Origin of the sequence: Microbacterium sp. NPDC006705, assembly GCF_044903545.1 — a bacterium.
Taxonomy (GTDB): Bacteria; Actinomycetota; Actinomycetes; order Actinomycetales; family Microbacteriaceae; genus Microbacterium; species Microbacterium plantarum.
Genome location: NZ_JBJDQQ010000001.1, coordinates 56,267 through 80,377 on the forward strand (window position 1 = coordinate 56,267; position 24,111 = coordinate 80,377).

The 24,111-nt window shown below is 71.1% G+C and carries 23 protein-coding genes and 1 tRNA gene; 21 read left to right on the plus strand and 3 right to left on the minus strand.

The genetic code is table 11. From position 1 onward, the window contains the following. The first annotated feature begins 89 nt into the window (after positions 1–89). The 10 genes from hemE to ACI2K6_RS00250 all read left to right on the plus strand — a co-directional run bounded on the left by hemE (position 90) and on the right by ACI2K6_RS00250 (position 10,395). Entirely contained in the window at positions 90–1,112 is a 1,023-nt protein-coding gene (hemE, locus tag ACI2K6_RS00205) for a uroporphyrinogen decarboxylase (protein WP_282502583.1), read from the plus strand. After that, positions 1,109–2,515, plus strand: coding sequence for an NAD(P)/FAD-dependent oxidoreductase (locus tag ACI2K6_RS00210; RefSeq protein ID WP_274179545.1), 1,407 nt, complete (start codon positions 1,109–1,111; stop codon positions 2,513–2,515). Before hemE ends, ACI2K6_RS00210 begins: the two co-directional genes overlap by 4 nt. Continuing rightward, positions 2,512–3,204, plus strand: coding sequence for a hydrogen peroxide-dependent heme synthase (gene hemQ, locus ACI2K6_RS00215; RefSeq protein WP_274179544.1), 693 nt, complete (start codon positions 2,512–2,514; stop codon positions 3,202–3,204). The genes ACI2K6_RS00210 and hemQ overlap by 4 nt, the downstream gene beginning before the upstream one ends. Further along, positions 3,204–4,418, plus strand: coding sequence for a ferrochelatase (locus ACI2K6_RS00220; protein WP_274179543.1), 1,215 nt, complete (start codon positions 3,204–3,206; stop codon positions 4,416–4,418). Before hemQ ends, ACI2K6_RS00220 begins: the two co-directional genes overlap by 1 nt. Continuing rightward, positions 4,415–5,395: a hydroxymethylbilane synthase gene (gene hemC, locus ACI2K6_RS00225; protein ID WP_274179542.1), complete on the plus strand. Its 981-nt coding sequence runs from the start codon at positions 4,415–4,417 to the stop codon at positions 5,393–5,395. Before ACI2K6_RS00220 ends, hemC begins: the two co-directional genes overlap by 4 nt. Continuing rightward, a complete protein-coding gene (locus tag ACI2K6_RS00230) occupies positions 5,392–6,162 on the plus strand; it encodes a uroporphyrinogen-III synthase (RefSeq protein ID WP_112617980.1) in 771 nt (256 codons plus the stop codon). The genes hemC and ACI2K6_RS00230 overlap by 4 nt, the downstream gene beginning before the upstream one ends. Continuing rightward, positions 6,159–7,154, plus strand: a complete 996-nt coding sequence (gene hemB / locus ACI2K6_RS00235; protein ID WP_274179541.1) for a porphobilinogen synthase — start codon at positions 6,159–6,161, stop codon at positions 7,152–7,154. Before ACI2K6_RS00230 ends, hemB begins: the two co-directional genes overlap by 4 nt. Further along, positions 7,151–8,470, plus strand: a complete 1,320-nt coding sequence (gene hemL / locus ACI2K6_RS00240; protein WP_274179540.1) for a glutamate-1-semialdehyde 2,1-aminomutase — start codon at positions 7,151–7,153, stop codon at positions 8,468–8,470. Before hemB ends, hemL begins: the two co-directional genes overlap by 4 nt. 58 nt (positions 8,471–8,528) lie before the next feature. Further along, positions 8,529–9,374, plus strand: coding sequence for a 16S rRNA (adenine(1518)-N(6)/adenine(1519)-N(6))-dimethyltransferase RsmA (gene rsmA / locus ACI2K6_RS00245; protein ID WP_274179539.1), 846 nt, complete (start codon positions 8,529–8,531; stop codon positions 9,372–9,374). 100 nt (positions 9,375–9,474) lie between these two features. Next, positions 9,475–10,395 (plus strand): phosphodiesterase, encoded by a 921-nt coding sequence (locus ACI2K6_RS00250; RefSeq protein ID WP_274179538.1) that lies wholly within the window; start codon positions 9,475–9,477, stop codon positions 10,393–10,395. Here ACI2K6_RS00250 and ACI2K6_RS00255 read toward each other — a convergent pair. Continuing rightward, positions 10,340–11,863: a stealth conserved region 3 domain-containing protein gene (locus tag ACI2K6_RS00255; RefSeq protein WP_323985806.1), complete on the minus strand. Its 1,524-nt coding sequence runs from the start codon at positions 11,861–11,863 to the stop codon at positions 10,340–10,342. The two genes, ACI2K6_RS00250 and ACI2K6_RS00255, sit on opposite strands and share 56 nt — an antisense overlap. Positions 11,864–12,061: 198 nt before the next feature. Here ACI2K6_RS00255 and ACI2K6_RS00260 point away from each other — a divergent pair, with 198 nt between their 5' ends. From ACI2K6_RS00260 to ACI2K6_RS00295, 8 genes are all read left to right on the plus strand, one after another. After that, complete coding sequence (locus ACI2K6_RS00260) at positions 12,062–13,132, plus strand: aldo/keto reductase (RefSeq protein WP_404567694.1); 1,071 nt, start codon at positions 12,062–12,064, stop codon at positions 13,130–13,132. Then, complete coding sequence (locus ACI2K6_RS00265) at positions 13,129–14,070, plus strand: 4-(cytidine 5'-diphospho)-2-C-methyl-D-erythritol kinase (RefSeq protein WP_404567695.1); 942 nt, start codon at positions 13,129–13,131, stop codon at positions 14,068–14,070. Before ACI2K6_RS00260 ends, ACI2K6_RS00265 begins: the two co-directional genes overlap by 4 nt. Beyond that, complete coding sequence (locus ACI2K6_RS00270; protein WP_404567696.1) at positions 14,067–15,380, plus strand: GNAT family N-acetyltransferase; 1,314 nt, start codon at positions 14,067–14,069, stop codon at positions 15,378–15,380. Before ACI2K6_RS00265 ends, ACI2K6_RS00270 begins: the two co-directional genes overlap by 4 nt. A gap of 114 nt (positions 15,381–15,494) precedes the next feature. Beyond that, entirely contained in the window at positions 15,495–15,785 is a 291-nt protein-coding gene (locus ACI2K6_RS00275) for a DUF427 domain-containing protein (protein WP_112617988.1), read from the plus strand. 4 nt (positions 15,786–15,789) lie between these two features. After that, complete coding sequence (locus ACI2K6_RS00280) at positions 15,790–16,611, plus strand: ABC transporter ATP-binding protein (protein ID WP_114589291.1); 822 nt, start codon at positions 15,790–15,792, stop codon at positions 16,609–16,611. A 1-nt stretch (position 16,612) separates the two neighbouring features. Continuing rightward, positions 16,613–17,296, plus strand: a complete 684-nt coding sequence (locus ACI2K6_RS00285) for an ABC transporter permease (protein WP_282501043.1) — start codon at positions 16,613–16,615, stop codon at positions 17,294–17,296. Next, positions 17,293–18,006 (plus strand): ABC transporter permease, encoded by a 714-nt coding sequence (locus tag ACI2K6_RS00290; RefSeq protein ID WP_112618041.1) that lies wholly within the window; start codon positions 17,293–17,295, stop codon positions 18,004–18,006. The genes ACI2K6_RS00285 and ACI2K6_RS00290 overlap by 4 nt, the downstream gene beginning before the upstream one ends. A 54-nt stretch (positions 18,007–18,060) precedes the next feature. After that, positions 18,061–18,978: an ABC transporter substrate-binding protein gene (locus tag ACI2K6_RS00295; protein ID WP_404567698.1), complete on the plus strand. Its 918-nt coding sequence runs from the start codon at positions 18,061–18,063 to the stop codon at positions 18,976–18,978. Positions 18,979–19,035: 57 nt separating this feature from the next. Here the strand turns inward: ACI2K6_RS00295 and ACI2K6_RS00300 are convergent, their stop codons facing one another. Together ACI2K6_RS00300 and ACI2K6_RS00305 are read right to left on the minus strand one after the other, a co-directional pair. After that, positions 19,036–20,853: an ABC-F family ATP-binding cassette domain-containing protein gene (locus ACI2K6_RS00300; RefSeq protein ID WP_404567699.1), complete on the minus strand. Its 1,818-nt coding sequence runs from the start codon at positions 20,851–20,853 to the stop codon at positions 19,036–19,038. 59 nt (positions 20,854–20,912) lie between these two features. After that, entirely contained in the window at positions 20,913–21,431 is a 519-nt protein-coding gene (locus ACI2K6_RS00305; RefSeq protein ID WP_269266079.1) for a MarR family winged helix-turn-helix transcriptional regulator, read from the minus strand. 99 nt (positions 21,432–21,530) lie between these two features. Here ACI2K6_RS00305 and ACI2K6_RS00310 point away from each other — a divergent pair. From ACI2K6_RS00310 to ACI2K6_RS00320, 3 genes are all read left to right on the plus strand, one after another. After that, positions 21,531–21,602, plus strand: a tRNA-Gln gene (locus tag ACI2K6_RS00310). A 1-nt stretch (position 21,603) separates the two neighbouring features. After that, complete coding sequence (gene glmU, locus ACI2K6_RS00315; protein WP_274179528.1) at positions 21,604–23,076, plus strand: bifunctional UDP-N-acetylglucosamine diphosphorylase/glucosamine-1-phosphate N-acetyltransferase GlmU; 1,473 nt, start codon at positions 21,604–21,606, stop codon at positions 23,074–23,076. Continuing rightward, positions 23,051–24,085, plus strand: coding sequence for a ribose-phosphate diphosphokinase (locus tag ACI2K6_RS00320; RefSeq protein WP_112617994.1), 1,035 nt, complete (start codon positions 23,051–23,053; stop codon positions 24,083–24,085). Before glmU ends, ACI2K6_RS00320 begins: the two co-directional genes overlap by 26 nt. Positions 24,086–24,111 lie beyond the last annotated feature (26 nt).

A 24,111-nucleotide genomic window follows, 5' to 3' on the forward strand; every position in this document is an offset into this window, starting at 1 on the left:
CCCACCCTCTCGTCACGCACGCCACCGGCTCGAGCCGGCTCGTGCGCACCCTGCTCGGCGAACGCGTCGAGAAGACCCCCGTCTGGTTCATGCGCCAGGCCGGCCGGTCACTGCCCGAATACCGTGCGCTGCGCTCGCAGGGCACGATGCTCGACGCCTGCCTGACGCCCGAGCTCGCCAGCGAGATCACGCTCCAGCCGGTGCGCCGGCACGGCGTCGACGCGGCGATCTTCTTCAGCGACATCATCGTGCCGTTGGCGATCCTCGGCATCGAGGTGGAGATCGCGGCGGGTCGCGGACCCGTCTTCGCCCAGCCGCTGCGGACGGCGGCCGACATCGCCCGCGCGGTCGAGATCGATCCCGCTCTCGTGCGCGAACGCGGCGAGGCCATCGCCCGCGCCGTCGAGCTGACGACCGGGATGCTGGCCGAGGAGTCCGAGTCGCGCGGCGAGCCGCTGCCGCTCATCGGCTTCGCCGGAGCCCCCTTCACCCTCGCCGCCTACCTCGTCGAGGGCGGACCGTCCAAGGACCACCTGGCCGCCCGCCGTCTGATCCACGAGGACCCGGCTGCCTGGCGAGCGCTGACGGAGTGGCTCGCCCGCGTGACGGGGGAGTTCCTCGCGCTGCAGGTCGAGTCCGGCGCCAGCGCCGCGCAGCTGTTCGACTCGTGGGCGGGCGGTCTCCCTCCCGAGGACTACCGCGCGGCGGCTCTGCCGGCATCCGCGGCGTCGTTCGACGCCGTGCGAGCTCTCCCGGTCCCCGTCGGCTCGGGCATCGACCACATCCCGCTCGTGCACTTCGGTGTCGGGACGGGCGAGATCCTGCGTGACATGGCCTCGATCGGCATCGACGCCCTCGGAGTCGACTACCGCGTGCCCCTCGACGAGGCCGCTCGTCGGGTCGGCGGCGACCTGACGCTGCAGGGCAACCTCGATCCCGCGTTGCTCTTCGCTCCGACCGAGGTCCGCGACGCGGCGATCGCGCGCATCCTCGAGGCCGGGCGTGCGGCCCGCGCACACGTGTTCAACCTCGGGCACGGGGTGCCCATGGAAGCCGATCCCGACGCCATCAGCTCGGTGGTGCGGACAGTTCACGCCTGGCGGTCGGCATGACCGTCGAGACCGACGTCGTCGTCGTCGGGGCCGGTATCGCCGGGCTGGTCGTCGCGCTCGAAGCCGTGACAGCGGGGAAGCGCGTCACCGTCCTCGAGTCCGATGACCAGATCGGCGGGATGCTGCGCCGTGGGCGCATCGCCGGAATCGACGTCGACCTCGGGGCGGAGTCCTTCGCCAAGCGGACCGATGCGGTGCCGCGACTCATCGCCGACTTCGCCCTGCCGCTCGAGGTCGTCGCACCGCGGTCGGGTCCCGCGCACCTGGTCTCGCAGCACGGCGTCGGCCTGCCCGGCACCCGGTGGAGCCGTCTGCCGTTGCCGCGACGCACGGTCATCGGCATCCCGGCCGACCCGCTCGCTTCGGATGTGGTCGCGATCATCGGCGACCGCGCGGCCGAGCGGGCCGCCGCCGAGGTGCTCGACGCCCCGATCGACCCGACCGCCTCGCTCGCCGACGTCGTCGAAGAACGCCTCGGCGAAGGCCTCCTCCGTGCTCTCGTGGATCCGCTCTGCCGCAGCATCTACTCGCAGCCGGCCGCGGCCGTTCCGCTCCCGCGTCTTCACCCGAAGATGTGGGCGGCGTTCGAGCGAACCGGATCGTTGCTGGCCGCGGCCGCGGAGGTCGCCCCGAACGCGCCCGGCGGAACCGCTGTGGGCGGGATCTCCGGGGGCATGTGGCGGCTCGCCGACGCCGTCGCGAGCCTCGCCGCCGAGCGAGGCGCGGTGATCCGCACCGGCACCGCGGTCGGCCGGGTCGATTCGGCGCGGGGCTCCGGCGTCACGGTGGCGCTCGCCGACGGCGGGACGATCCGTGCCGAGCACGTCGTCATCGCGACCGGCCCGCGAGGCGCCGCAGCCCTGCTCGGGCAGGACAGCGGCGCCATCGACGCAGCCGCCACGGCGCCGATCCAGCCCGCGGTTCGCCTGCTCACCGCGGCGGTCACCTCCGACGACCTGTCTGCGGAGCCGGTCGGCTCCGGCGTCATCGTCGCTCCTGACGCGCGCACCGCGGCCAAGGCTCTCACCCACATCGACGCGAAGTGGGCCTGGGCCCGGGAAGCGCTGCCCGAGGGAACGCATGTCGTGCGCCTCTCAGCGCGTGCCGACGACACCGCCGGCCTCGACTCCGCCGCAGCCGTTGCCCGCGAGATCTCGCATCTCACCGGTGCGCGCGTCGACCGAAGCGACGTCGGTGAGATCATCACCACCCGCTGGCGCGATGCCGTCGTCCCGGCCGAGTCCGAGGCGTGGACGGCGACGGTGATGGATGCCGCCGCCCGCGGCATCCACGTCACCGGCGCCGTCGCCGCCGGGACCGGACTCGCCTCGGTCATCCCGCACGCCCGCGCGCTGGCCCATGAGCTCTTCGCCGTTCCCTCCGTTCGAAAGGACTCCCGATGACCGAAGAACAGATCCCGCTCGGTTACACCCTCTTCGCGATCCTCGCGGGCCCGCGCCCGCGGCCGCAGACGCCCACCGACGCCGACCTCGCCGAACTCGAGCGCGTCGTCGCCGGACTGCCCGACGCAGGAGTGACGGTGCGTGGCCTGTACGACGTCACCGGCATGCGTGCCGGCGCCGATCTGATGGTCTGGCTGCACACCGCCCCCGGCTCCGACGACGACCCGGCGGCGCTGCAGCGCGCCCTGCGCGAACTTCGGCGGACGGCCGCGCTGGCCGCCTTCGACCTCGAGTGGAGCGCCATGGGCGTGCACCGCGAGGCGGAGTTCAACAAGCGGCACGTTCCCGGTTACCTTCGCGGCGAGCACGCCCGCGACTGGCTCTGCCTCTACCCGTTCGTGCGCAGCTACGAGTGGTACCTGCTGCCCGAGGAGGAGCGCTCGGCGATGCTCGCCCAGCACGGCCGCCGCGGCGCGAAGTTCTCGGACGTCATCGCCAACACCGTCTCGACCTTCGCCCTGAGCGACTACGAGTGGCTCCTGCCCCTCGAGAGCGACGAGCTGATCAGTCTCGTCGACCTCATGCGCGACCTGCGCGCCACCGATGCGCGGCGGCACGTCCGTGAAGAGGTGCCCTTCTACACCGGCCGACGCGTCGAGGTGTCCGAGCTGGCGGAGGTGCTGTCCTGATGAGCGCGAACGAGTTCCGCCCCAAGCCCCCGCGTGCCCAGAGCGCGCCGCCGTGCGCCCCCGGCTGCGCGGTTCCCGCCGCCGGTCCGGCGTCGTGCGGGGGAGCGCCCCACGTGAGCGAGCCCACGTCGTACGACGCGCTCCTCCTCCTCGGCTTCGGTGGCCCCGAGGGCCAGGACGACGTTCTGCCGTTCCTCCGCAACGTCACCGCCGGGCGCGGCATCCCCGACGAGCGCCTCGAAGAGGTCGCGCACCACTACCGCCACTTCGGCGGCGTGTCGCCGATCAACCAGCACAACCGCGAGCTCAAGGCCGCCCTCGAGGCGGAGATCGCCGCGCGCGGCCTCGGGCTGCCGGTGTACTGGGGCAACCGCAACTGGATGCCGTACGTCGACGATGCCCTGCGCGACCTGCACGCCGACGGGCATCGTCGCGTCATCGCGATCGCGACGAGCGCCTACAGCTCCTACTCGTCGTGCCGCCAGTACCGCGAAGACCTGGCCGACGCGATGGAGGCCACCGGACTGGCGGGCGAGGTCGAGATCGATAAGGTCCGGCAGTTCTTCGACCACCCCGGGTTCGTCGCTCCGTTCGTCGACGGCATCCGCGACGGCCTGGCGAAGGTGCGCGAGCGCGGCATCGCCGAGGAGGACATCGAGATCCTCTTCTCGACGCACTCGATCCCGAACTCCGACGCCGACCGTTCCGGCCCGCCCGAGCGCGGCTTCGGCCCCGGTGGCGCGTACGTCGCGCAGCACACCGCTGTCGCGGAGGCGATCGTGGCCGAGCTCGGCACGACGAGCCCGTGGCAGCTGGTGTTCCAGAGCCGGTCGGGCCCGCCGTCCGTGCCGTGGCTCGAGCCCGACATCAACGACGCGATCGCCGAGCTGCCCGCCGCGGGGCGCAAGGCCGTGCTGATCGTGCCGCTCGGGTTCGTCAGCGACCACATGGAGGTGCTCTGGGACCTCGACACCGAGGCGATGGAGACGGCCGAGGAGCACGGGCTGTTCGCGGTGCGCACCGCGTCGCCCAGCACGCACCCGGCCTACGTCGCGGGTCTGGTCGACCTCGTCGAGGAGCGGCTCGAGGGGACGCCCGTCGAGGAGCGTCCCGCGGTGACCTCACTGGGCCCCTGGTACGACGTGTGCCGTCCCGGATGCTGCGAGAACAAGCGCCTGGGCTTCCAGCCGGCGCTCGCGGGGGTGGCGCCGTGACAGCCGGTGCACACGACGTCGACAGGTCCGCGGCGCCGGTGCTCCGTCTCGGGACACGGGCGAGCCTGCTCGCCACGACCCAGTCGCGCCACGTCGCCGACGCGATCACGGATGCAACCGGGATCACCGTCGAGCTCGTCGAGATCACCACTGACGGCGATGTGCTGACCGGCTCGCTCGCGCAGATGGGCGGTACCGGTGTGTTCGCCACCGCCTTGCGCGAGGCGCTGCTGCGGGGCGACTGCGACCTCGTCGTGCACTCGATGAAGGACCTTCCCACCGCGCCCTACCCGGGATTGACCATCGGTGCCGTGCCGCCGCGGGCTCCGCAGCGCGACGTGCTGTGCGGTCCGAGCGAGGAGACGACTCTCGACGGTCTGCCCGAGGGGGCCGTCATCGGCACCGGGTCGCCGCGCCGCGTCGCGCAGGTCCTCCGGCGCCGGCCCGACCTGCGTGTGCGCGACATCCGCGGGAACATCGACACGCGCCTGCGCAAGATGCGCGACGGTGAGTACGACGCGATCGTCCTCGCCGAGGCGGGGCTGCGGCGCATCGAGCGCGACGCGGCGATCGGCGAGGTCTTCGGGCTCGACCAGTGGCCGACATCGGCCGGTCAGGGAGCCCTCGCGGTCGAGATCCGCACGGTCGACCTCGACGGACCGATCGGTCGCGCGGTCGCGCTGATCGACGACGCCGAGTCGTCGTCGCGCGCCCTCCTGGAGCGTGCGGTCCTCCGCCGCCTGGAGGCCGGGTGTGCCGCGCCGGTGGGGATCTCGGTCACCGGGCTCGCGGCCGAGTCCGTCTTCGTCGCCGAGGTCTACGCGCCCGGGGGCGACCGCACGGTGCGCGCCCAGCGTGCCCTGCGCGCCGACCTGACCTCCGAGGGCGAGCGTGAGTCGGTCGCCGCCGATGTCGTCGCCGAGCTGCTGGACGGCGGTGCCGCGGACATCGCCGATCTGCCGGGGACGAGCCGATGACGGGCGGCCTGAAGGGACGCCGCATCCTGATCCCCCGCGGGGGATCCTGGGGCGAGCGCGTGCGCGATGAACTCGAGCGCCGCGGCGCGACCGGCGTGATCGCGCCCCTCATCCAGTCGCGGCCCCCGCGCGATCTCGCCGCCCGCGACGCCGCCTTCACCGCTCTGGCTGCGGGGGAGTACGCCTGGGTCTTCATCACGAGCGCCGCGACCGTCGAGCAGCTCGTCGCCCAACGAGTGAGCATCCCGATCGGAACGCGCATCGCCGCGGTCGGCCGCCCGACTGCGCGCGCCGTGGCCGACGCCGGCTTCGAGGTCGAGTTCGTGCCGGTCGGCACCTCGTCGGCGACCAACATGATCGCGCAGTGGTGCGCCGGACGCTCGCCGCGATCGACGGGGCGCTGTCTCGTGCTCCGCTCCGACCTGGCGATGGCCGTCATCAGCGACGAGCTCGAGCTCCAGGGCTACGAGGTCGACGTCTGCATCGCGTACCGGACGGTCGGGGTCGACCTGACCCCCGAGATCGCCGAGGAGGTGCGCACCGGGAAGATCGACACCGTGCTCCTCACGTCGCTCAGCGTCGGGCGCGAGCTCCGCCGTCAGGTCGGCATCCCCGGGCCCGAGGTGTTCATCGCCTCGATCGGTCCCGGCACCACGCGCGACGCCGAGAAGCTCGGCTACACCGTGCACCACACCGCACACTCGCAGAGCGTCGACGCCCTCATCGCAGAGCTCGACGCGCGACCCGCACCAGAGGATTCCCCATGAGCACCTTCCCCGAGCGGCGCCTGCGCCGCACGCGCCGCACCCCCGCGATGCGCCGCCTGTCGACCGAGCACCACCTCGTCGCCGCGCAGCTGGTGCTGCCGGTCTTCGTGAAGGAGGGCATCGACGAGGCGCTGCCGATCGCCAGCATGCCGGGCGTCATGCAGCATCCGATCGAGGCCATCGCGAGCGTCGTGACGGATGCCGCGGACGCGGGCATCGGCGGGATCATGCTCTTCGGCGTTCCGGCCGTCCGCGACGCCGAGGGATCGGGGGCGGTCGCCGAGGACGGCATCCTCAATCGCGCGATCCGCGTCGCGCGAGACGCCGCTCAGGGACGCATCACGGTGCAGGCCGACCTGTGCCTCGACGAGTTCACCGACCACGGTCATTGCGGGCTGCTCGCGGCCGACGGGTCGGTCGACAACGACGCGACCCTCGAGGTCTACGCGCGGATGGCGCTCGCCCAGGCTCGGGCCGGTGCCGAGGTGCTGGGGCTGTCGGGGATGATGGACGGCCAGGTCGCCGTCATCCGAGCCGCGCTCGACGAGGCCGGTCACAGCGACGTCGCGCTGCTGGCGTACTCAGCGAAATACGCCTCGGCCTATTACGGGCCCTTCCGCGACGCCGTCGAATCGACTCTGCAGGGCGACCGCCGCACGTACCAGCTCGACCCCGCCAACGCGCGTGAGGGGCTGGCCGAGGCGATGCAGGACATCGCCGAGGGCGCCGACTACGTCATGGTCAAGCCCGCGGGCCCCTACCTCGATGTACTCGCGCGCGTCGCGGAAGCCGCCACAGTGCCGGTCTGGGCGTACCAGGTGTCGGGGGAGTACGCGATGATCGAGCTGGCCGCGCGGGCCGGCGCGATCGATCGTGACCGTACGATCGCCGAGTCGCTCGTCGGCATCCGGCGCGCGGGTGCCGATGTGATCCTCACGTACTGGGCCCGCGAGGTGGCGGACTGGATCCGCGCTGGAAAGGACTTCGCATGACCCGCAATGACGAACTGTTCGACCGTGCCCGGGCTGTCATCCCCGGAGGTGTGAACTCCCCGGTCCGCGCCTTCGGCTCGGTGGGGGGCACACCGCGCTTCTACGTTTCCGCGACCGGTCCCTACGTCACCGACGCGGAGGGACGCGACTACGTCGACCTCGTCGCGAGCTGGGGGCCGGCGCTGGTCGGACACGCTCATCCCGAGGTCATCGACGCCGTCGTCGACGCTGCCCGCCGCGGTCTGTCGTTCGGTGCGTCGACCCCCGCCGAGACCGAGCTGGCGGAGGAGATCCGCCGCCGCGTGCCGATCGCGGAGAAGATCCGTCTCGTCTCGACGGGCACGGAAGCGACCATGACCGCCATCCGGCTCGCGCGGGGTGCGACCGGACGTGACCTGCTGGTGAAGTTCTCGGGCCACTATCACGGTCACTCCGACGGGCTCCTCGCTCAGGCCGGCTCGGGACTCGCGACCCTCGCCCTGCCCGGATCGGCGGGCGTCCCCGCTCCGATCGCCGCGCAGACCCTCGTGGTGCCCTACAACGACCGGGTCGCCCTCGAGGCCGTCTTCGCCGAGCATGGCCCGAACATCGCCGCGGTGATCACCGAGGCCGCCGGCGCGAACATGGGGGTCGTCCCGCCCGTGCCCGGCTTCACGACGTTCCTCCGCGAGCTCACGACCCGGCACGGCGCGCTGCTCATCAGCGACGAGGTCCTGACCGGATTCCGCTCCGGACCCTCGGGCTACTGGGGAGTCCTGCGCGAGACGGGCGAAGACGTCGCTCCCGACCTGCTCACCTTCGGCAAGGTCGTCGGAGGTGGTCTTCCGGTCGCGGCGCTGGCGGGACGCGCTGAGATCATGGATCTGCTCGCGCCCCTCGGCCCCGTCTACCAGGCCGGCACGCTCTCGGGGAATCCCGTCGCGGTCGCGGCCGGTCTCGCCACCCTCCGGCTCGCCGACGCCGACGTCTACGCGCGCATCTCGCGAGCGGCCGACACGGTCTCCGTCGCGGCCTCGGCCGCCCTCGATGCGGCCGGTGTGCCGCACATCGTCCAGCGCGCGGGAACGCTCTTCAGCGTCTTCTTTGGCTCGGCGGTGGTCGCAGGCGTCCCCGACTACGAGACGGCGACGGGTCAGGATGCCGGCGCCTACGCGGCCTTCTTCCACGCGATGCTCGACGCGGGGGTGTCGCTTCCCCCCTCGGCGTTCGAGGCGTGGTTCCTCACCGCGGCGCACGACGACGTCGCCCTCGGCCGCATCCTCGAGGCGCTGCCGGGTGCCGCTCGGGCTGCCGCTGCCGCCTCCGCGGACGTATGACCTGCAGCGCCGCGCCGTCCGCCGGGCGACGCGGCGCCGCGCAACTAGGCTGGTCCTCATGCCTGTGACCCTGCTCGGTGCCGCCGAGATCCGCGCCCTCGCGGCCGAACTCGACGTGACGCCGACCAAGAAGCTCGGGCAGAACTTCGTCGTCGACGCCAACACCGTCCGCAAGATCGTGCACGCCGCCCGCGTCCAGCCCGGCGAGCGGGTCGTCGAGATCGGACCCGGTCTGGGGTCGCTGACGCTCGCGATCCTCGAGGCCGGAGCGAGCGTCACAGCGGTCGAGATCGACCACCGCCTCGCCGCGCACCTTCCGGTCACCGCGGCCCGGCACGGCGTCGCCGACGGCGCGCTGACGGTCGTCGACGCCGACGCGCTGCGCGTCACCGAGCTTCCGGGCGATCCGACCGTGCTCGTCGCGAACCTGCCGTACAACGTCAGCGTTCCCGTGCTGCTGCATTTCCTCGAGACCTTCCCGTATCTGCGGCGCGGTGTGGTGATGGTGCAGGCCGAGGTGGCCGAACGCCTCGCCGCTGCGCCCGGGTCGAAGATCTACGGCTCGCCGAGCGCGAAGGCCGCGTGGTACGGATCGTGGCGTCTCGCCGGCACGGTCTCGCGGCAGGTGTTCTGGCCCGTCCCGAACGTCGACAGCCTGCTGGTCGCCTTCGAGCGGGATGCCGAGGCGCGCGGCGACGAAGCCCTCCGCCGCCGCACATTCCAGATCATCGACGCGGCCTTCGGCCAGCGGCGCAAGATGCTCCGCCAGGCGGTCTCGCCGCTGTTCGGCGGAACCGCGGCGACGGCGTCGGCGGCTCTCGAGGCCGTCGGCATCGACCCGACCCTGCGCGGCGAGCAGCTCACGATCGACGATTTCGTGCGGCTCGGGGCATCTGTTCACTGAACGCTCATCAGCGCGTCATCGGGTTCTCCCGAAACATGCCGGTAACATTCGGGACGAGCCGCGAGCGTCGCGGCGAGCATCACCCGACCCGGAAGAGACGATGCGAACCGCCGAGTACCCGGCACCCGAAAGGGTGCTGCTGCACCTGAGCGACACCCACCTGCGAGCCGCCGGCTCCCAGCTCTTCGACCGCGTCGACGCGGCCGCGCACCTGCGCCGGGCCCTCGATGCGATCGAGACGGCCGCCCTTCGCCCCGACGGGATCGTCTTCACCGGCGACCTCGTCGATCTCGGCGAGCGCGGTGCGTACGCCGAGCTGCGCGACCTGGTCGAGCCGTTCGCCGAGCGTCTGGGGACCCGCGTCTTCTGGGTCATGGGCAACCACGACGACCGCGCAGGATTCCGCGAGACGCTGTGGCGCGAGCCCGGTACCGCTGATGCCGCCGATCGCGTCGACGAGATCGACGGGCTTCGGCTCATCACGCTCGACACCAGCGTCCCCGGCGCGCATCACGGCGAAGTGCGCCCCGCGCAGCTGGCGTGGCTGCGCGAGGTGCTGTCGACCCCCGCTCCGCTGGGGTCGATCCTCGCGATGCACCACCCGCCGGTCCCGAGCGTCCTGCCGCTGGCGGCCAGCGTCGAGCTCCGCGACCAGCGCTCGCTCGCGGCTGTGCTTGCGGGTTCGGACGTGCGGGCCATCATCGCGGGCCACCTGCACTATTCGACCTTCGCGACGTTCGCCGGCATCCCGGTCTCGGTGGCGTCCTCGACCTGTTACGCGCAGGACCTCACGGTTCCCGTAGGAGGCACGCGCCCGCAGGACGGCGCGCAGTCGTTCAACTTCGTCCACGTGTACGACGACACGGTCGTGCATTCGGTCGTGCCGGTCGATGCGCCGGCCACCCTCGAGTACACCGACGCGGGCGAGGCTCAGCGGCGGCTTGCCGAGGCCGGGATCGCGCCCGTCAGCGCTTCACGCCGGAGCGCGCCGCCGACGCGTCCCGTGCCCGTCCTTCGCTGACCGCCGGGATCTCCCAGGGCGCGCGGATCGGGAACATCCGCTCCAGCACATCGCGCAGCGATGCGACCCGGATCTCCTCCGGAACCTCGGTCTCGCCGCCGTCGTTCAGGCAGAACATGTCGATGTCGCGACGCTTCGCCAGCCGCTCCATTCCGGCGAGCGAGCGGGCGAGCGTCGTCTGCACGTACCGGGTGCGCGGCACCGATGTCGGCAGCGCGCGCCCCGTGAACATCGCGTAGTAGTGGTAGAGCGAGTTGGTCACGGAGATGTCGGTCGCAGCGCGGAAGCGGGATGCCGCGGTGCGGCGGAAGTCCTCGGGGAACGTCTCCTCGAGCTCCCGCATGACGCTGCGGCGCAGGGGAGCGGCGCAGTGCTCGAGGTCGCGGACGATGACGCGCCCGAAGCGCTCCTGCAACAGGGCTCGGTTGACGCGCAGGCCGTTGTCGTGGCCCGAGCGCTCCAGGCGCGGGTCGCCCGCGCCGATGCGCACGTCGCACTCGACGAACGACGAGATGCCGCCCGGCGAGAAGAAGAGCTCGGGATGCACGGGGCGACCGAAGAACATGTCGTCGTTCGAGTACAGGAAGTGCTCGGCCAGCCCGTCGATGCGGTGCAGCTGGGCCTCGACCGCGTGCGAGTTGTGCGTGGGCAGAGTGGAGGGGTCGGCGAAAAACTCCTCGCTGCGCACGATCGTCACCTTCGGGTGGTCGGCGAGCCATGCGGGCGCGGGGGAGTCCGTCGCGATGAAGATCCGCCGCACCCACGGCGCGTACATGTGCACGCTCCGCAGGGCGTAGCGGAGCTCGTCGACGTGCCGATAGCGGGCCGGACCGTCATCTCCCTCGCCGACGACGTACTCGGAGAGCTGGGCGGCGCGCTGCCGCTGGAACTCGCTCGCCGAGCCGTCGACCCACGAGAACACCATGTCGATGTCGTGGGTGACCTCGCGGGGGTGCGGGTCGAGCATTCCGACCACCGTCTGCCATTCGCGTCCGTACCGCGACCCGCTCACGATGTGCACGTCCTGCGCCGGCGTGATGCGCCGCATGAGCGCATTCGCCTGCGGAGCCTCGACGGCCGTCTCGCCGAACCGCCAGAACTCCACGCGCACGCCGTACTCGTGGTCGTACCGCCGGCCTCCGCCAGCGCTGACGCGGGGGCGGTAGGCCCGGAGCGCGTGGGGTGCGGAATCGGGGATGTCCGCATCGGCCGCGAAAACAGGGGCCGTGCCTTTCGCCTTGAGATACAGCGGCTCGCGCTGACCGAGACTGCGCAGGGTCGCCGCCGTCCTGTGCGCGTCCGCGAGGTCGATCGCGAGCGCGGGCGTGTGGAGATCGTGCCGGATGAGCAGCGTGCGGATGCCGGCGGACTCGAGCGCGTCGGCGATCAGCAGCAGGTCGGCGGTGCGGGCGCCGTCAGGCGTCGTGGTCTCGTGGACGAGGCGCAGGACGCCTTCGTCGAGGATCACGTCGTCGCGGCTCGCGGGCAGATCGATCCAGGGGTTCTCGCGGCGGGGCAGAGCGGAAAGGGCCAGGGTTTCCTCCTCGGGGGATGATGGTCTCGGTAGGCAGACTAGACATTCTCCGTTACATCGGTGTTTCCGCGCACCTCGGAGACTCTGCGCGAATGAGGACGCAGGCGGGTGCGCGCTCGATAGGCTCGGACGGTGACCGCCTCGCCCCGCTTCCCCGCCTCGCGCGGCGGAGACCTGCACCGTCCCTATACCGCAGCCCCCGATCGCTACGAGAGCAGCGGGTACCGCCAGGTCGGGGCCTCCGGGCTGTTCCTGCCGCCGATCTCGCTCGGGCTGTGGTGGAACTTCGGCGACAACATCCCCTTCGACCGTCAGCGCGAGGTGCTGCGCCACGCCTTCGACCGCGGCATCACGCACTTCGATCTCGCCAACAACTACGGGCCGCCCTACGGTTCGGCCGAGACGAACTTCGGACGCATGATGCGCGAGGATTTCGCGCCCTACCGCGACGAGCTGATCATCTCGTCGAAGGCGGGGTACGACATGTGGGACGGCCCCTACGGCAACCACGCTTCACGGAAGTACCTGATCGCGAGCGCCGAGCAGTCGCTGAAGCGGATGAGCGTCGACTACGTCGACATCTTCTACTCGCACCGCGAGGACGACACGACCCCGATCGAGGAGACGGTGGGAGCGCTCGACGCGCTCGTGCGTCAGGGCAAGGCGCTCTACGTCGGGATCTCGTCGTACTCGGCCGAGAACTCCGCTCGAGCCACCGCGGTGGCCCGCGACCTCGGCACGCCGCTGGTGATCCACCAGCCTTCGTACTCCATCCTCAACCGCTGGATCGAGGACGGCCTGACCGACCAGCTGCGCCGAGACGGGATGGGCGCCATCGGCTTCATGCCGCTGCAGCAGGGTCTGCTGACGGGGCGGTATCTCGACGACGGCACGTCCGAGCGGTCGATGCAGCGCTTCTCGCTGCCCGACGACGGGCGGCTGTCGGCGTCGGCACTGGCGGGCCTGCGCGAGCTCGGCGACCTCGCGCGCGATCGTGGGCAGACCCTCGCGCAGCTCGCCATCCGGTGGACGCTGCGTGACCCGGTGGTCGCTTCGGCTCTCATCGGCGCATCGCGCACCGCTCAGCTGGACGAGAACCTGGCGGCGCTCGACGGGCCCGACCTCACCGAGGACGAGCTCGAGCGGATCGACGACATCGCCTCCCGCATCGGCTCGATCTGGGACGGGCCGGACGGCTCATGAGCCTCAGCGCCGTCCCCGACCGCGTGCGTGTGCGGGCTCCCGGCAAGATCAACCTGTTCCTCGACGTCGGGTCCGTCCAGGACGACGGCTACCACGACGTCGCCTCGGTCTATCAAGCCGTCTCGCTGTCCGAGGACCTGGTCGCCACACCGGCGGACGACTTCACCGTGAGCGTCGTCGATGAGGCCGGTGCGCCCGTGCCCGGCGTTCCGCTCGATGATCGCAACCTCGCTCTGCGCGCCGCACGGATGGTGGCACGCGAGGTCGGGTATCTCGGCGGCGTGCACCTGGAGATCTGCAAGGCCGTCCCCGTGGCCGGCGGCATGGGCGGAGGCTCGGCGGATGCCGCCGCCGCCCTCGTGGCCTGCGACGCGTTGTGGGGCGCCGGGCTCACCTCCCCGGCACTGCAGGAGCTGGCAGCGCGACTGGGCGCCGATGTCCCCTTCTCTCTCATGGGCGGCAGTGCCGTCGGGACGGGACGCGGCGATCGCTTGAGCCCGGCGCTGGGGCGGGCCCGCTTCGACTGGGTCGTGGTGATCGACGAAGCCGGACTCTCCACCCCCGAGGTGTACGCGCAGCTCGATCGGCTGCGAGCCGAACGCCGTCCCGACATCGCGCCACGGCCCGAGCCGCCGGAGGTCGACCCGGTCGTCCTGCAGGCCCTGCGTTCGGGTTCCCCCGACCTGCTCGCGGGCGCGTTGCGCAACGATCTGCAGGATGCCGCGTGCGCGCTGCGCCCCGACCTGGGCGAGCTGCTCGATCGCGCCGTCGAGATCGGCGCGCTGGCCGGCCTCGTGTCGGGCTCCGGCCCCACGCTGGCCTTCCTCGCCGCCGACGCCGACGCGGCGCGCGGCATCGAGCAGAACCTGTCCGCGATGGGCCACCGTGCCCGTCACATCTCCGGCCCGGTGACGGGCGCGAAAGTGGTGACCCGATGACCGAGCCCCAGACCTCCTTGCTGAACCGTGACGTCGACGAGGCGTCGCATCGCGCGCTCGCCGAGCGCGGCTTGACGTACCGGACCGTGCCCGCCGGCGAACCGGCGTTCGAGGGCTGGATCCAGGCCGTCTCGCGCGGTTTCCAGGACGGCGAGCGCTCGCCCGAGCAGATCGCCGGCGCACGCGGCAGGAACAGCGGTCGGCGCCTGACCGGCGTGTTCGACGAGAGCGGGCCGATGTCGGAGGTGGCGGTCGGCACGATCGCGTCGTGGCCCTCCGAGCTCACCGTGCCGGGCGGAACGATCCCCGCCGGTGCGATCAGCGCCGTCACCGTCGCGCAGACGCACCGGCGCCGAGGCATCGCGCGGGCGCTCCTGGAGGGCGAGGTGCGCACCGTCGCGGCGGCCGGGCTTCCCATCGCCATGCTCACGGTGACCGAGTCGACGCTCTACGGCCGTTACGGCTTCGCCTCGGCGGCTTCCGCCGCGATCCTCGACATCGACACCCGCCGGGTGCGCTGGGCGGGTCCCACGCCCGACGGGCGCCTCGATTTCATCGATCGGACGGCCGCACGCGACCTCGTGGCGACGCTGCACGAGCGCACGCGTCACCGCACCCCCGGCGACATCGCGCTGCCGCCGGGACACGGCGACCGCTTCACCGGCACCGATCCCGACGAGAAGGACGGGGGAGCGATCCGCTGCGTGCAGTATCGCGACGCCGCGGGCGAGGTGCGCGGCATCCTGACCTACTCGCTCGCGCCTCATGAGCGGGACATCGTCAAGGGCACCGCGAAGGTGACGATCCTCATCGCCGAGACCGACGATGCGTACGCGGCGCTCTGGCGGTTCCTGCTGGAGCTCGACCTGGTGGCCCACGTCCGCGCGGAGCTGTGCTCGGTCGACGAGGCGGTGCTGTGGATGATCGGCGATCGGCGGGCCGCCTCGGTCTCGGTGTTCGACCACCAGTACCTGCGCATCCTCGACGTGCCGGCCGCTCTCCGCGCGCGCACCTACAGCTCCGCGGGGCGCGTGCTGCTGCGCGTGAGCGACCCGCTCGGGATCGCCACCGGCGAGTACCTCCTGACGGTCGATGACGACGGCGAGGGCACGGTGGCGACGGCGGCGGATGCCGATACGGCCGGCGCCGATGTGCTCGAGCTGTCGGTCGTCGAGCTCGCGGCCGTCTATCTCGGCGGTGTGTCGCCCGAGACTCTCGGGCGCGCTGGACGCCTGACCGGCACCGACCTCGCGGCATCCTCGCGCATGTTCGCATCGACGATCGTTCCCCGCGTCGGCCTCTGGTACTGATCGCTCCGCCCGGGCCGGGATGCGCTGTTCTAGTCCATTTCGCGACATGACGCAACACGGCCCGAGTGTCGGCTCCGAACGCTAGCGTGAGAGACCACAACGGAGGGCGGCGCCATGCGTGCACGACTGGGCGACACGATCATCGCCGAAGCCGACGAGAGCGATCTCGTGCGGATCGAGGGCAACTGGTACTTCCCGCCGCGGAGCATCGCTCCGGGCGTCCTGACCGAGAGCGACACCGCGTACACGTGCGCATGGAAGGGTGACGCTCAGTACTTCGACGTCGCCGGTTCCTCGGACAAGGCCTGGTCCTACCCCACGCCGTACCCGACTGCGATCGAGCGCGTCGGCACAGATTTCTCCGGCTACGTCGCATTCGACCGCTCGGTCGTCATCGAGAGCTGAACGCGTGATCGAGTTCCGCGACGTCGTCAAGGAGTTCCCCGACGGCACCCGCGCGGTGCAGGACTTCTCTCTGGTCATCCCCTCGCACAAGACGACCGTCTTCGTCGGATCGTCGGGATGCGGCAAGACGACGCTGCTCCGCATGATCAACCGCATGGTCGAGCCGACCTCCGGAGCCATCGAGATCGACGGCGAGAGCGTCGCGACCGGTTCGCCGGTGCATCTGCGCCGCCGTATCGGATACGTCATGCAGAACTCGGGGCTGCTGCCGCACTTCACCGTCGCCGACAACATCGCCACGGTGCCCGTGCTGACCGGCACGAGCCGGCGTGACGCGCGTCGCCGGGCGCTCGAGCTGATGGAGACGGTCGGTCTCGACACCCGGATGGCCGATCGCTACCCGAGTCAGCTGTCGGGTGGCCAGCAGCAGCGCGTGGGAGTTGCCCGGGGCCTCGCGAACGACCCCAACATCCTCTTGATGGACGAGCCGTTCGGCGCGGTCGACCCCATCGTGCGTGACGAGCTGCAGCAAGAGCTGCTGCGTCTGCAGCGCGAGCTCGGCAAGACCGTCGTCTTCGTCACCCACGACATCGACGAGGCGTTCCTCCTCGGCGACCAGGTCGTGATCCTCGCGGCCGGCGCCCGGAAGCTGCAGGTCGGCTCGCCCAGCGAGATCATCCGCGACCCGGCCGACGAGTTCGTCGCGAGCTTCATCGGCGTCGACCGGGGCAAGCGCGCCCTGCGCGTCGAGCGGACGGCCAACGGCGCGGTTCTCGTCGATTCCGAGGGGCGCACGCAGGGCACCCTGGTCGAAGGCGACGCCTGACGTGTCGTGGATCTGGTCGAATCTCGACCTCATCTTCTCGCTCGCTCTGGATCACATCCGGCAGAGCGTCATCGCGATCGTGCTCGGGTTCGTCCTCTCGGTGCCGCTCGGGTGGGTCGCGTGGCGCTATCGCCTGCTGCGCGGGTGGGTCATCACCCTGACGGGGCTTCTCTACACGATCCCCTCGCTCGCGCTGCTCGTTCTGCTGCCGAGCGCGCTCGGGTACGGCATCCGCACCGAGACGAACCTCATCGTCGGGCTGACGATCTACGCCATCGCGATCCAGACCCGCTCGGTCGCCGACGGCTTCGACTCGGTCGACCCCGGCGTCCGGCAGGCGGCCACGGCCATGGGATACGGCGGGTTCCGTCGTTTCTGGGCGGTCGACCTGCCGCTGTCCGGACCCGTGCTGCTCGCCGGCCTGCGGGTCATGGCCGTCTCGACGGTGTCGCTCGCGACCGTCGGCATCCTCGTCGGCGTCACCAACCTGGGGTATCTCTTCACCAACGGCATCCAGCGCCGCCTGCTCGAAGAGGTGTTCGCCGGCATCGTCGCCGTCGCGATCATCGCGCTCGTCATCGATGCGCTGCTCGTACTGATCGGACGACTCGTGATGCCTTGGGCGCACGCGGGCTCGGCCCGCCGCGATCGTCGCGCGCGCCGCCGACGGGAGGTGACCGCATGAACGTCTTCGTCGACGCGATCGCCTGGATCCTCGACCCCGCCCAGTACACGGGCAGCAACTCGGTGCCGTTCCTGATCGGCCAGCAGCTGTTCTACACCTTCGTCTCGGTCCTGATCGCCGCGCTCATCGCCGTACCGATCGGCTGGGCCATCGGCCACACGGGGAAGGGCCGCGAGTTCGCCGTGGCCGTCTCGGGAGCGGCCCGCGCCATCCCCTCGTTCGGACTGCTGATCCTGCTGATCCTGCTGCTGGGCGTCACCCAGAAGACCGAGGCGGCGTTCATCACGTTCGTCGTGCTGGCGATCCCGCCGCTGCTCGCGGGCGCCTACAGCGGACTGCAGGCGATCGATCGCCGCACGATCGACGCCGCCCGGGCCGTCGGCATGACGGAGTGGCAGATCCTCTGGCGCGTGGAGGTTCCTCTGGGCCTGCCGCTCCTGATCGGCGGACTGCGCTCCGCGGTGCTGCAGGTGGTGGCGACCGTGACGATCGCGGGGTACACCGACCTCGGGGGGCTCGGCTTCCGCATCATCCAGGGCATCGACCTCCGCGCGATCGACCAGGTGCTCGGCGCCGCACTGATCCTCGCGCTGCTCGCCCTCCTGCTCGACGCCGTCTTCGCCCTCCTGCAACGTCTCAGCGCGCCACGCGGTGTGCGCGCCGCCGACGCCCCGCAGCGGAACCGCCGGCCCGTCGCCGCGACCGCCTGACCGACCTTCCCGACCCACAGCACCGAACTCCCGCACCATCGAAAAGAGGAACCCATGTCCCGCTTCACCACCCGCCGCCTGCTGACGGCCGGTGTCGGCGTGCTCGCCGCCACCACCCTGTTCGCCGGATGCGCGAGCTCCGACCCGCTCGCGGAAGGCGGCGGCGAGTCGGCGGCCACCGCCGACGGCACCATCGTCATCGGCTCGCAGGACTACTACTCCAACGAGATCATCGCCGAGATCTACGCCCAGGCGCTCGAGGGCGCAGGCAAGACCGTCGACCGTCAGTTCACGACCGGCCAGCGCGAGGCGTACCTGCCCGAGCTCGAGAGCGGCTCGCTGACGCTGTTCCCGGAGTACACCGGCAACCTGCTGCAGTACTTCGACGAGGACACCACCGCCCGCACCTCCGAGGACGTGTATGCCGCTCTCGCCGACGCGCTCCCCGAGAACCTCACGGTGCTCGACCAGGCGACCGCGAGCGACCAGGACTCGTACACCGTGACGGCGGCGTTCGCCGAGCAGTGGAACCTGACCACGATCGCCGACCTCGCGAACGTCACCGAGCCGCTGACCCTCGGCGGCCCGGCCGAGCTCGAGCAGCGTCCCTACGGCCCGACGGGCCTCGCCGACACCTACGGCATCGAGGTCGGCTTCCAGGCGACCGGCGAGACCACGGTCGACGACCTCGTCGCCGGCACCGTCAACGTCGCGAACGTCTTCACGGCCGACCCGCGCATCCAGACCGACGACCTCGTCGTGCTCGAAGACCCCGAGGGGCTCTTCCTCGCGTCCAACGTCGTCCCGGTCGTCAACAAGGACCTCGCTGGCGAGGTCGAGGACACCATCAACGCCGTCAGCGCGAAGCTCACCCCCGAGGCCCTGGTCGCCCTGAACGTCCAGAGCACGGTCGACAAGCTCGAGCCGGCCGCGATCGCGAAGAAGTTCCTCGAGGACAACGGACTCGTCTGATCCGCAATGAAGCCCCCGGTGCGCACAGCGCCGGGGGCTTCGTCGTGCGGCGCGCACTCAGCCGTCGATGGCCTCGCCGAGCTCGAGCCAGCGTTCCTCGAGGGTCGTCGTCTCGGCGACGAGTTCATCGCGCCGGCGCTGCAGGCTCATGATCCGCTCGAAGTCGTCGTGAGCCTCCGCGAGCTGGGCGTCGACGGCCGCGATCTCGCCCTGGATCTTCTCGAGACGGCGGTCGATCGCCGAGATCTCCTTCTCGGCCGCTCGCCGCTCCGCGCCGCTCAGAGTGGGGGCCGCCGGGCTCGCCGCCCCGCCACCCGATGCCGGAGCGGATGCCGCTGAGGTCGACCCCGTGCGCCCGGGCTGCTCGCGTCGCAGCCGCAGGTACTCGTCGACACCGCCGGGAAGATGTCGCAGCCGCCCGCCGAGGATCGCGTACTGCTGATCGGTCACGCGCTCGAGGAAGTAACGGTCGTGCGAGACGACGATGAGTGTGCCGGCCCACGAGTCGAGCAGGTCCTCGATGGCCGCCAGCATGTCGGTGTCGAGGTCGTTGGTCGGCTCATCGAGGATCAGCACGTTCGGCTGGTCGAGAAGGATGAGCAGCAGCTGGAGACGCCGCTTCTGCCCGCCGGAGAGGTCCTTGACCGGCGTCGAGAGCTGCGCCGAGCTGAACCCCATGCGCTCGAGGAGCTGCCCCGGGGTCAGGTCCTGCGCCTTCGATCCCGAGCCGATCGTGTAGCTCGTCCGCAGATTCGAGATGACGACGCGGACCGGCTGTTCGAGGTGCTCGTCCAGTTCGCTCATGCGCTGGGAGAGGGTCGCGACCTTGACGGTCTTGCCGTGCTTGACGCGTCCCGCGGTCGGCTCGACGGTACCGGAGATGAGCCCGAGGAGCGTCGATTTGCCCGCGCCGTTCACGCCGAGGATGCCGGTGCGCTCGCCCGGCGCGATGCGCCACTCGACCTTCTCGAGCACGACGCGATCGCCGTAGCTGACACCGGCGTCGAGGACGTCGACGACATCCTTACCCAGTCGCGACACCGCGAGCGACTGCAGCGCGACCCGATCGCGGATCTCGGGAACGTCGGCGATCAGCTCGTTCGCCGCGTCGATGCGGAACTTCGGCTTCGATGTGCGGGCGGGGGCGTCGCGGCGCAGCCACGCCAGCTCCTTGCGGGCGAGGTTCTGCCGTCGGGCCTCGATGGCGGCCGCCTGCCGGTCGCGCTCGACCCGCTGCAGGATGTACGCCGCGTAGCCGCCCTCGAACGGTTCGACGATGCGGTCGTGGACCTCCCAGGTCGCGGTGCAGATCTCGTCGAGGAACCAGCGGTCGTGCGTCACGACGAGGAGCGCACCGGAACCGGCCGACCAGCGGCGCTTGAGGTGCTCGGCGAGCCACGAGATGCCCTCGACGTCGAGATGGTTCGTGGGCTCGTCGAGGAAGATGACGTCGTGATCGCCCGCGAGGAGCGCGGCGAGCGAGACGCGACGGCGCTGACCGCCGGAGAGCCCGCGGATCGGACCTTCCCAGTCGAGGTCGCCGAGAAGGCCCGCGATGACGTCGCGCACGCGGGCGTCGCCCGCCCACTCGTGATCGGCGAGGTCGCCGACGACGGCGTCGCGCACCCGGAGGTCGTCGTCGAGGTCGTCGGCCTGCGCCAGGACCCCCACGCGGATGCCACCGCGGACGGTCACCCGGCCGGAGTCGGGCTCGACGAGCCCCGCGAGCATGCGCAGAAGGCTCGACTTGCCGTCGCCGTTGCGGCCCACGATGCCGATGCGGTCGCCCTCGTCGACACCGAGGGAGACCCCGTCGAACACCACTTTGGTCGGATACTCGAGGCGAAGGCCCTCGGCTCCCAGAAGATGCGCCATATTGCTTCCAGGCTAGGCCACGCCCGCGGCGGGGCCGCTGTCAGTCGGAGCGGGATGCGTCAGGGGGACGCCGGCGGGGGAGAGCCGTCGAACCCCAGCGACAGCTTGCGCAGCAGCGACGCCAGGCGGTCCCGGTCGCCCTTCGACAGGCCCGACAGAAGCACGGCTTCCGCGTCGACGAGACGCGTGATGGCCGCATCCACGCGGATGCGTCCGTCGTCGGTGAGGGTCACCAGGACACTGCGCCCGTCGCCCGGATCGGCCTCGCGCCGAACGAGCCGGCGCGCGACGAGCCGGTCGATGCGGTTGGTCATCGTGCCGCTCGAGACGAGGGTCTGCTGCAGCAGCTGCTTCGGGCTCAGCTGGTAGGGCTCGCCCGCGCGGCGCAGGGCCGAGAGCACGTCCCACTCCCACGGCTCGAGATCGCTGCGGCGAAACGCCTCGCGCCGCGCCCGGTCGAGGTGACGCGACAGCCGGTCGACGCGCGAGAGCACCTCGAGGGGGGAGAAGTCGAGGTCGGGGCGCTGCAGCGACCACGCACCGACGATGCGGTCCACCTCGTCGGTCTCGTGTGCCATGGCACCATTATCCCGACCCGCGGGGCGGGACTCAGCCGCGGCGCAGACGCGACCCCGCGCGCTCTGGCAGACTTGTCGGGCTGCACCTGCGTGCGGCGTTCCGCCGTGGTGTAATGGCAGCACGACAGCCTTTGGAGCTGTGAGGTCTAGGTTCGAGTCCTGGCGGCGGAGCATGAGCGACACCCCACTCGACCCCCGTCTCGCTGTCGTGATCCTCGCCGCGGGGCAGGGGACGCGGATGAAGTCGTCCCTCCCGAAGGTGCTGCACCGCATCGGCGGTCGCCCCCTCGTCGGCCATGTGCTCGACACGGCACGCGACCTCGCACCCGCTCACGTGCTCGTCGTCGTCCGGCACGAGCGCGATCGCGTCGCCGAGGCCGTGCTCGGCGTCTCGCCCGAGGTCGTCGTCGTCGACCAGGACGAGATCCCCGGCACCGGCCGGGCCGTCGAGGTCGCTCTCGACCAGCTGCCGGACTTCGACGGTGACGTGCTCGTACTCAGCGCGGACGTTCCCCTTCTCGATGACGCGACGCTCGGCGAGATGCTGCGCACCCATCGTGCATCGGGCGCCGCCGCCACGATGCTGAGCGCACGCCTGAGCGACCCGACCGGTTACGGTCGCGTCATCCGTGACACCGCGGGCAGCGTCGACCGCATCGTCGAGCACAAGGACGCGTCGGATGCCGAGCGCGCCGTCGACGAGGTCAACGCCGGGGTCTACGTCTTCCAGGCAGCGCCGTTGCGCGAGCGGCTCGGCCGCATCAGCATCGCCAACGTGCAGGCCGAGAAGTACCTCACCGATGTCGTCGGCATGCTCCGCAACGACGCGCTCGCGGTCGCCGCGCAGCTCGTCGCGGACGCGAATCTCATCGTCGGCGTCAACGACCGGGTGCAGCTGGCCGAGGCCGCGCGCCTGCTCAACGCCCGCACCGTGCGCCGCTGGCAGCTCGAGGGGGTGACCGTGCAGGACCCCGCCACGACGTGGATCGACGTCACGGCGACGCTGGCCCCCGACGTGACCGTTCTGCCGAACACGCACATCCTGCGTGCCACGGTGATCGCGGAGGGTGCGACGATCGGGCCCGACACCAGCCTCTCGGACTGCGAGGTCGGCGCGGGCGCGACCGTCACGCGGAGCGACGCGACCCTCGCCGTCATCGGGGCCGACGCGACCGTGGGGCCCTTCTCGTACATCCGGCCGGGCACGCAGCTCGGCGAGCGCGGCAAGATCGGCACGTTCGTCGAGACGAAGAACGCCGTCATCGGGGAAGGCAGCAAGGTCCCGCACCTGTCGTACGTCGGCGACGCCGAGATCGGCCGCGGCGTGAACCTGGGGGCGGGTGCCATCACCGCGAACTACGACGACCTCGCCAAGCACCGCACCGTGATCGGCGACGAGGTCCACGCCGGCTCGCACAACGTCTTCGTCGCGCCGGTTAAGATCGGTGAGGGCGCCAAGACGGGCGCCGGAGCGGTCATCCGCAAGGACGTCCCGGCCGGTGCTCTCGCGCTCAGCGTCGCCCCCCAGCGCAATGTCGCAGGGTGGGTCGAGAAGAACAGACCCGGTACTGCAGCCGCCGCAGCAGCGGCACGCGTGCGGTCTTCACAGGAAGCGGACGATGGCTCGCAAGAAGAACACGGTTGACCTCGACGTCTCGCGGGGCATCGCCCCGGGACTGGTCGCCAAGACCAAGAAGCGTCTCGTCGTGGCATCCGGTGGCTCGCACCCCGCGCTGTCGGCCGATGTAGCAACGCAGCTCGGCACGGAGCTCGTCCCGACCGAGCACCGCACCTTCGCATCGGGCGAGATCCTCACCCGCTTCGAGGTGTCGATCCGCGGATGCGACTTCTTCCTGGTGCAATCGTTCGGACCGCCGGTCAACGAGTGGCTCATGGAGACGCTGATCATGCTGGATGCCGCCAAGCGCGCGTCCGCCAAGCGCATCACCGTCGTCGCGCCGTACTACCCCTACTCGCGGCAGGACAAGAAGGGTCGCGGCCGCGAGCCCATCAGCGCGCGTCTCGTCGCCGATCTGTTCAAGACGGCCGGCGCCGACCGCGTGATGAGCGTGGACCTTCACGCCGCGCAGATCCAGGGGTTCTTCGACGGTCCCGTCGACCACCTGTTCGCCAAGCCGGTCCTGCTCGAGCACTTCGAGCGCACGCTGAGCCCGGAGGACCGCGAGAAGCTCACCGTCGTGTCGCCGGACACCGGCCGCGTCCGCGTCGCCGACACCTGGTCCGACAGCCTCGGCGCTCCGCTCGCGATCATCCACAAGCGGCGCGACCCGAACGTCGCCAACCAGGTCACCGTCAACGAGATCGTCGGTGATGTCCGGGGTCGTGTCTGCCTGCTGGTCGACGACATGATCGACACGGGTGGCACGATCGTCAAGGCCGCGCAGGCCCTGAAGAACAACGGCGCCGAGCGCGTCATCGTCGCGGCGACGCACGCCGTCTTCAGTCACCCCGCGGTCGAGCGTCTGCAGGATGCCGCGATCGACGAGGTCGTCGTCACCGACACGATCCCGCTCGGTGACGACAAGCGCTTCCCCGGCCTCACCATCCTCCCGATCGCCCCGCTCCTGGCGCGCGCGATCAAGGAGGTCTTCGAGGACGGCTCTGTCACCAGCATGTTCGACGGCGCCGCCTGACTCGACCTGACCCCGGCAGGGTGACC